This is a genomic window from Leptolyngbya sp. 'hensonii' (assembly GCF_001939115.1).
GTDB lineage: Bacteria > Cyanobacteriota > Cyanobacteriia.
Map to the genome: position 1 here is coordinate 43,772 of NZ_MQTZ01000030.1, position 7,670 is coordinate 51,441.

6 protein-coding genes are annotated in these 7,670 nt (G+C 53.3%); 1 reads left to right on the plus strand and 5 read right to left on the minus strand.

Annotated features, from left to right (window positions below):
- Window positions 1–130 precede the first annotated feature (130 nt).
- Window positions 131–1,795 carry an SWIM zinc finger family protein gene (locus BST81_RS10815; protein WP_075598541.1) on the minus strand — a complete coding sequence of 555 codons (1,665 nt, stop codon included), beginning with the start codon at window positions 1,793–1,795 and terminating at the stop codon, window positions 131–133.
- 948 nt (window positions 1,796–2,743) lie between these two features.
- Between BST81_RS10815 and BST81_RS10825 the strand changes: the two genes are divergently transcribed.
- The gene (locus BST81_RS10825; protein WP_171974726.1) at window positions 2,744–3,991 is read left to right on the plus strand and encodes a glycosyltransferase; all 1,248 of its coding nucleotides are present in this window, start codon (window positions 2,744–2,746) and stop codon (window positions 3,989–3,991) included.
- Between the two features lie 10 nt (window positions 3,992–4,001).
- Here BST81_RS10825 and BST81_RS10830 read toward each other — a convergent pair whose 3' ends face one another.
- From BST81_RS10830 to sufU, 4 genes are all read right to left on the minus strand, one after another.
- Window positions 4,002–5,216: an aspartate aminotransferase gene (locus BST81_RS10830; protein WP_075598544.1), complete on the minus strand. Its 1,215-nt coding sequence runs from the start codon at window positions 5,214–5,216 to the stop codon at window positions 4,002–4,004.
- The gene (locus tag BST81_RS10835; RefSeq protein ID WP_075598545.1) at window positions 5,213–6,391 is read right to left on the minus strand and encodes an iron-containing alcohol dehydrogenase family protein; all 1,179 of its coding nucleotides are present in this window, start codon (window positions 6,389–6,391) and stop codon (window positions 5,213–5,215) included. The genes BST81_RS10830 and BST81_RS10835 overlap by 4 nt, the downstream gene beginning before the upstream one ends.
- A gap of 112 nt (window positions 6,392–6,503) precedes the next feature.
- Window positions 6,504–7,010, minus strand: a complete 507-nt coding sequence (locus tag BST81_RS10840) for a Ycf51 family protein (protein ID WP_075598555.1) — start codon at window positions 7,008–7,010, stop codon at window positions 6,504–6,506.
- Between the two features lie 17 nt (window positions 7,011–7,027).
- Window positions 7,028–7,498, minus strand: coding sequence for a Fe-S cluster assembly sulfur transfer protein SufU (gene sufU / locus BST81_RS10845; RefSeq protein ID WP_075598546.1), 471 nt, complete (start codon window positions 7,496–7,498; stop codon window positions 7,028–7,030).
- Window positions 7,499–7,670: the final 172 nt, after the last annotated feature.

The window sequence follows — 7,670 nt, forward strand, 5'->3', positions numbered from 1 at the left end:
CGGAAACGACACCGTAACAGCGATAGTACCCGGAGAGACGCACAGTTAAGAGCGGGCCAGTGATGCGCGTTTAGACTAACCACAAGGATGGCGATCCACCATCCGGATTGCAAGGTTTGACGTTCCGCCTCTACCGCTGTGCCGGGTAGCCTGACCCATACTGATACCCGAATTGCATTCTGAGCGCCAGCATGTGCTCACATGGACCTTTACGCAGCTTGTTTTGCTGGTAAAAGTTGCAGCTACAACCTGCCTGGATCATACGGTGATCCCGATCGATCGTCACGACCGGTTCATAAGTCTTTTCTTTCTCCTGGACGGTCCCTTGTAACAGCAAGACCCCAGCACCGTCTCGGGTGGCATGGGTCACCTGCACCCCCTTCTGCTTCAGGAAGCGGGTAGCCTTCTCCTCCCGATCGTTGGCGAACCGGAGCTGATCCAGGGGCAGGGGGTCCCGACTCAATTCCCGCACCCGATAGACTTGCTTGTTCAGGTCATAGATGGCCCGACCCGCCTGGGTATAAGCTCCCAACGCCCCCTGGACGATCGCCCGATCCAATCCCATCCGCCTTGCCAGGGCCTCTGGCGCTTCCCGCCAGTTTTGCCGCAGAGCCTGGAAAACCTGCTGTTTAGTCCAGTCATCCACCTCGGCACGGGGAGCCATTAAATCGAAATTCCCCGCCTGGGACCAGTCATTCGCAGTCCAGCCGGAAAGACCCAGGGTGAAGGCCATGTCCCCCAGGTCAGCCACGTAGAAGGAGGGCATGCCCGTGCCCAGCAGATGCACCGTGAACTTGCGGGCTACAGGAATGAGCCGTTCCAAAAAGAGAAGTCGCCGCCGCCCCCAGACCCGGATCTCCTGGGCTTCAGGGCCTGGGTAGGGAGATCGGGCACAAACCACCTCGATCTCCCAGGGTTCAAACACAATCCGCACGGGCTGACCAGGTTGTAGATGATACCGCAGGCTGCGGGGTCCCTGCCGCTCTTTGTGACGACGCAGGACAAAACAGATATTGTGAATGTCGATCGGGTGCAGGTCGAATTGGGTGGCAGGCAGGGCCATAGCCGAACTCACCTGTAGGAAGCCCCGCACCCAGCTATCGGGCAGGTCGATCTTGACTTCTTTGTAGGTCTCTTCCCCAGTAGTCTGCACCTCGAATCCGGTGGGATCGACCTCAAACTGGGTCTGCTTGTAGCTGCGAATCTTCTGGAATTCGTTATAGAGGGCTGCGGAGTAATCAATATTGGTGGTGCCACAGGCAAATTCCCCAATGTTCTGGAAGACCTCATAACTAGCACTTAGCCGTCCATAGCTGGATTCGTCTCGACTGAAGCATTCGAAGAAAATTTCATCCGGATGAACCGTAATCACCGGGTCAAACAGAAACAGTAGATCCCGCTCTTTCTCATAGCAATATTGCATGAACTGGTACTTGGCTTTCTCGAAGGGAGCCATCCGCTCCCGATGAAACCGGTTCAGCACCATCAGTTCCTGTTGCAACGCCTGCACCCGCTCGCCGATCCCCAACCGTTGGGCTGCCACCAGTTGCCAGTCAATCTCGGCCTGCTGGGCGGCCCACTCCTTGTAGGCCGTTTTGTCCTTGGGCTGGAATCGTAGATCAGCCACGACCACATCGTGCAGGGCACTGATGGCTTCGCGAAAGGCCACATGCTGGCGTAACTCCCCTCGAAAGAAGGTTGGCTCTCGCTTCAAATCAGGGGCAAAAGACATTTGGGTCCGATCGCCCCGTTGCAATACAGAGGTACTACCTTTGTAGGTGTGGTTAAATTCCATGGCTCATTACTCCTAAGGAGCTTGTCCTTGCTCAAGTTTCGCCACGCTAGAAACCTGAAAAATATTTGTACCTATTCTGACATACGCCCCTAGCCTCAACGGTTGCAGCTTTGAGTTTGTAATGCTCCAAAAGTGCTGCTACAAAAAAATACCCCCTCAAGAGGAGGGGGTAGAGTGAGTATTCGTACTGAGGGATAATAGACTTTATTGCTACGGAGGCAATGATATTGGGTGTGAGAGAGAACCAGTAAAGAATAAACTGCCATCTGGTTATAGAGTAAGACTGCCATATGTCATCCCTGTGTCCTTGAGTTAGCATTTCTATGGCTGAGCCAGAAAGAATTAAGACACAGCCCGCTGAAACAGGGACAGGATTCCTGTCCCGATGATGATTTTGGTCATATTTCTGCCATCCTATGGCTGGTGCAACCTGGCTTGGGGAGACAGCCCAGTAATTCCCTATAGTGATGGGGGAGTTGAGTATAAAGTTTTAGTGAAGTGTTAGTAGAGTTACTTAAGCCTCTTTCAAAAGTTTGATATTGTTTTTTTCCATAGACTAATTATGTCAACTTAGCATCCGCAATGCTTGTCTAGTCGCGATCAGATCGATATCAGGTTACGTGGATATCCTGGGATGAATATGCTCTGGGATGTATATGTTCTGGGCAAGAATGTTTAGTTAATGCTCATTCTAATGATTCAGGGAACGCTTCAGCTTTCTACCTCTAAATTCAACCATTACGGGAAATTCCCCTTGACTGATGTAGTGACTGAGCAGTGGAGCCGCCAGTGATGTCTGCTCAGCCTAAATTACTCGCGGTTCTGGAATAGCTGGCAGGGGTTGCAGTCTTTAGCCATGACTGGATCATGAGGATGCAGGGGGAGTGACTCTCTGCCTATCGTTTACTGTCTATTTTTAAGTTAAACGCGCAAGTCATGAAAAATTGTGTGAGCCCACGGAAACGGCATAGAAACCAGGTTTTGTGTACCAGCAAGCTTCTGGTCATTCCAGGGCGTTGTGAGTCATCCGGAGATACCTTAGCCTTTCTAACGTCCCTGCTGGAAGGGTTTGCCCAATGTGGCGCAGTTCAGCAGATTTGCGTTTTAGTTCAAGCTGGCTCTCCTCTGGAACAGGAACTGGCTGATGCTGGCCTGCTTTTTAGCGTTCAATCTATTCCAGTTCGATCGGCCAGCCAGTTTTTAACCCATGCCCTGCAATGGGTTAACCAGCAGCCTGCAGAATGGCCCCTTTTGCTGGACAATTGGAGACCATCGGTTCTATGGTCAACCCTGATCCTTGCTGCGCCACGACTCTGCTGGAGTAACCGCCAGGTTTATCATTTTTATCGGGATACGGCATTGCTGCAAAATCCTGGTCTGTTGCTGCTCCAGAAGCTGGCGTTTCTTTATTTGGCCCATCATACGATTTGTAGTTCTTATTTCACGGCCTGGCACATTGCCCGATTTACAAAGAACCTGCGGGGAATTCTTTATCCTCCCGTGGAGAACGATCGCGGCTTCAACCCATCGCGCTCCCATGAAATTCCTGAGCCCCTAGCCACTGCCATCCGAACGGGAGCCAAAATTATTCTGGCCCCTTATCGATGCAAAACGGCCCAGAGTGGAACTGATCAGAGCTTAATGGCTCTCATTCCCATGATCGTTTATCTACATTCCCAGGGGCACTCCTACCATATTGCACTAATCAGTGAGGATGAAGGGATTACCCCTGGCCTGGTGCGCAAATTGCGGGAACGACTCAAGCAAATAGGAGGGGGAACTTGGGTGACGGTTTTACCATCCGGAGCCAGGATGAGTGACTACTACAGCTATACAGAGGTGGTGGTGGCCCTGTCTCCCCAGGAACCCTGTGGCCGGGTGGTGGTGGAGGCCATTACAGCGGGGGTGCCAGTCGTGGGCAGCCAGACGGGCGGTATTGGAGAAATCCTCAGTCACTTTGCGCCAGAGTGGTCGGTCGATGCCACAGATCCGATCGTCGTAGCAGAAACCATTCTCCACCTGAATGCCGACCTGAACACGCCTCAAAAGCTCGTATGTGGCCAGGAGTGGATCCGAATGCAGGGAACCCTGGCTGATTATGCCCGCAAAATGATGATGATTACCAAGATGATCCCCGATAGCTCTCGTCAGTGGGTTCGGCAGGGGCAGGCTACCCTTTCAGCCTCCTCCAATTGAGATCGCCTGATCAGCAGGGGGAGGACGATGGCAGTACCTCAGGTTGATAGCGGATCCCAGCCTGCTTCAAACGGCGTAGCGCTTCACCCAAACGATCGCACTCCGCGATCAAGCTGATCCGCACATACCCTTCCCCGCCTGAACCAAACGCATTCCCAGGCGTGACCACGATCCCAGTCTGCTCTAGCACATTCAGAGCAAAATCAGTTGAACCGGTGCCGATCGGGCAGGGAACCCACAGGTACATGGTGGCCATGGGTTTAGGAACAGTCCAACCCAGTTCTCCTAACCCCTGAATCAGAAAATCCCGGCGGTTCCGATAGCGATTCTGGACTTCATGCAGATAAACATCTGGAAGTTGTAATGCTCTCTCTGCAGCAGCCTGGAGGGCAGCGAAGATCCCGTAATCCAGGTTCGTCTTCAGGGTGCGCAACCCCTGAATCACATGACGATTACCCACGACAAAGCCAACTCGCCAGCCAGCCATATTATAGGTCTTGGACAGGGTATGGAACTCGACCCCAATCTCCTTCGCCCCAGAAATTTCCAGGAGGCTAGTGGGCTGATAGCCATCAAAGGCCAGTTCGGCGTAGCAAAGGTCATGCACCAGGAGAATTTCGTAGCGACGGGCAAAGTCAACAATCTCCTCGAAAAACTCACGGGGAGCTGTAGCCGCTGTCGGATTGCTGGGGTAATTAAAGTATAGGATCTTAGCCTGCTCAGCCACGGCATCCGGAATTTGGGTGACATCAATCAGCCAGTTATTCTCCGGTTTCAGGATCAGGCTATGGATTTTTCCACCAGCAATGATTGGCCCCCGGAAATGGGCCGGATAGGCTGGGCTGGGAACCAGCACCAAATCCCCCGGATTGACGTAGGCGATCGCCAGGTGGGTTAACCCTTCCTTCGACCCCAGTAAGGGCAGGGCTTCCCCCTCCGGATCCAGCATGACTCCATAACGGCGGTTGTACCAGGTTGTGATGGCCCGTCGAAAACTAGCTGTGCCCTCGAAGGGAGGATAACCATGGTTGGCAGAATTCTGCAGAGCAGCTATGGCCGCCTCGACAACTGGTTGGGGCGTGGCTCCATCCGGGTTACCCATACCCAGATCAATTAAATCCAGACCCTGCTCCCGGGCCCGAGCCTTCAGTTCATCCAAACGAGCAAAAACATAGGGGGGAAGGGCCTGCAACCGATCGGCAGGGGCTAACCAGTCCGGTCTCATGGGGTCACCTCCTGATCCGGATAGGAGTAAGGAGAGAGTTCCTCGATTCGATTTCGTTCTCCTCGAACCGGGGCCAGGGTGGAAACCATGGCTGCCATCAACTGGGAAGGCTCGATCGGGAAAGGTAGACGGTGAATATCCGAGCCAGGAGCACAGGCCAAGTCAGCAGCCTGCTGTAATTCAAACAGGCAGACATTTCCCAAACCTAGCGCCGCCAGATCCTGGGGCAGGCCAATCTCAGCATAGAACTTGAGCAACTGATGACGGGCTGTAGCAGCTAACTGGTTACCCTGAACTATTTCCTCCAGACGGAGTTGCACCAGAATTCCATAGGCCACTTTCTCTCCATGCAGGGAACTGTGGCTGGCGGCAATATGGGTCAGCCCATTATGAACGGCATGGGCGGCGACTGTTCGGCATTGGGCTCCCCCCAGGCCCCCAATCACCCCAGCCAGGAGCACGGTGGCATCTACCACTTCGCGCCAGATTGGCCCTCCCGGATCCTGAAGTGCAGGCAAAGATTTCTGAAACAAAATATCACGTAATACTCTGGCTTGCTGGACGGCAGCAATGAGTAAGGTCTGATCAGAGTGGCCACTGCTGACAGAAGCCTCATACCACTTCGCCAGAGCATCCCCTATCCCAGCCACCAGCGATCGAGGGGGAGCGGTTTGGATCAGGTCATAATCCAGAATCAGCACATCCGGGCAGTGGGCCAAACCGACATCGTAGAGAAACCCGCCCTGGTCAGAATAGACATTGGAGAGGGCAGTCCAGGCGGCACAGGTGGCAGCAGAGGTGGGAATCGTCACGATCGGCAGTTGAAGCTGATGGGCCACCAATTTCGCTGCATCCAGGGCCTTGCCTCCACCTACACCGATCACAACATCAGATTTAGATTCAGCAGCAGCCTGCCGCAGAACGGCCAAACTTGCCTCACTACAATCTTTGCCGTAGGCAAGCCACGCGGCCTGCTGGGATTGCTCCAATAGCAGGGGGTGCAACAAGGGATGAATCAGTTCCAGAGTACGATCACCACCGATCACGAGGGGACGGCTACCCAGTTGGGCGATCGCTGATCCAGATGCGGCTAAGGCTTGCTCCCCTCGGATCACCCAGGCAGGAGCAGCATGGAGGGATAGGATGGGTGGGGCCTTGCAAGTTGAATCGGACATGTTCGAAGTGGACAACTATACCAGTTGAATCACGGTAAAGACAACCATACTACCATTTAACCCCGCTGCACAGGGACAGATGCCCAAAAATAGGCATAAACAGGCAGGGAAATCAGGCTGATATTTTAGCCATCTGTGCTGCATCAATCTGAATCACGAAAGGTTCAGTCGCCGTAGGAGAGGTGGCTGGCTTTACCTGACCTAAAAATACTGGTTCCGATACGCCTGGCTCTGGATGCACGATCGTTCTGGCCCGAAGGAGAACCCCCCTACCCCGGCTCAAACGACCCGCAGAGAAGAGATTCCCGGCAGCTTGACGGAGCGTAGCTTCCAACTGGGTTTCAGTAATCTCTCTGGGCACCAGGATGACCACCAGGTTTGCCCCATTGTCATAGATGGTAGAAAATCCCACCGCTCCCGGGATCACCTTGTGAGCGAAGGGTGCCAGACTTAAGGAAAACAGTCCTACGGTCAATACAGCCATAAATCCAGTCACACCAATCAGGCGAAACCGGAGGCCCCATTGCAAGACAAAACCCAGAGTAGCCAGGGCTGCGAAACCGAGGGTGGTGAATCCTGCCCATTTAGCAGCAATCAGGAAATCAGCAATTGTCGGCATAGGACTAATGTTGAAACTCATTCATTGCTCACGAATCCAGCAGCTTGAGCCCCCTTGGGACTTTCCAGCGCTGCTTTTAGAGTATGCCATGTCAACGTGGCACATTTGATTCGCACTGGAAATTGAGAGACACCCTGCATCACATTTAATTTTCGTAATTCTTGAGGAAACTCTGCTTGCCCCTTCATCATGGCCTGAAAACGCTGCACCATCTCCAGGGCTTCATCAACTTGCTTGCCCCGCAACGCTTCTGCCATCAGGTCAGCCGAGGCCATTGCGATCGCACAACCTTCTCCCTCAAACCGAACCTCTTCAATCTGGGTTCCGGCCTCGTTAAGTTTTAGAGTCAGTTCGATCGTATCTCCACAGGAGGGATTGTGCCCTCGTTGCTGCCGATGCACTGGATCGGTCTTGCCCTTATAGCGGGGCTTCTTGTAGCGCTCCAGGATTACCTGTTGATACAGATCCCGCAGATTACCCAGGGTCATGCTTGCTCGAATCGAACCCGATACAACGCCTCAATTGTAACAACTTACTTGCCCTTCATCTGTTGCGGGGAAGCATTCCTGTCAGGTTATTTCAGAACCCTGGATGTTCAAGTTGAATCCAGGGTTCCTAAGGATCGTGGATTTAATAACTCCGAGATTTTCAGCCCTCACC

Bases quoted from the DNA above. Each gene is read 5' to 3' on its own strand.
- BST81_RS10815 (WP_075598541.1), bottom strand. From the start codon at position 1,795: ATGGAATTTAACCACACCTACAAAGGTAGTACCTCTGTATTGCAACGG.
- BST81_RS10840 (WP_075598555.1), bottom strand. From the start codon at position 7,010: ATGCCGACAATTGCTGATTTCCTGATTGCTGCTAAATGGGCAGGATTC.
- BST81_RS10830 (WP_075598544.1), bottom strand. From the start codon at position 5,216: ATGAGACCGGACTGGTTAGCCCCTGCCGATCGGTTGCAGGCCCTTCCC.
- BST81_RS10835 (WP_075598545.1), bottom strand. From the start codon at position 6,391: ATGTCCGATTCAACTTGCAAGGCCCCACCCATCCTATCCCTCCATGCT.
- sufU (WP_075598546.1), bottom strand. From the start codon at position 7,498: ATGACCCTGGGTAATCTGCGGGATCTGTATCAACAGGTAATCCTGGAG.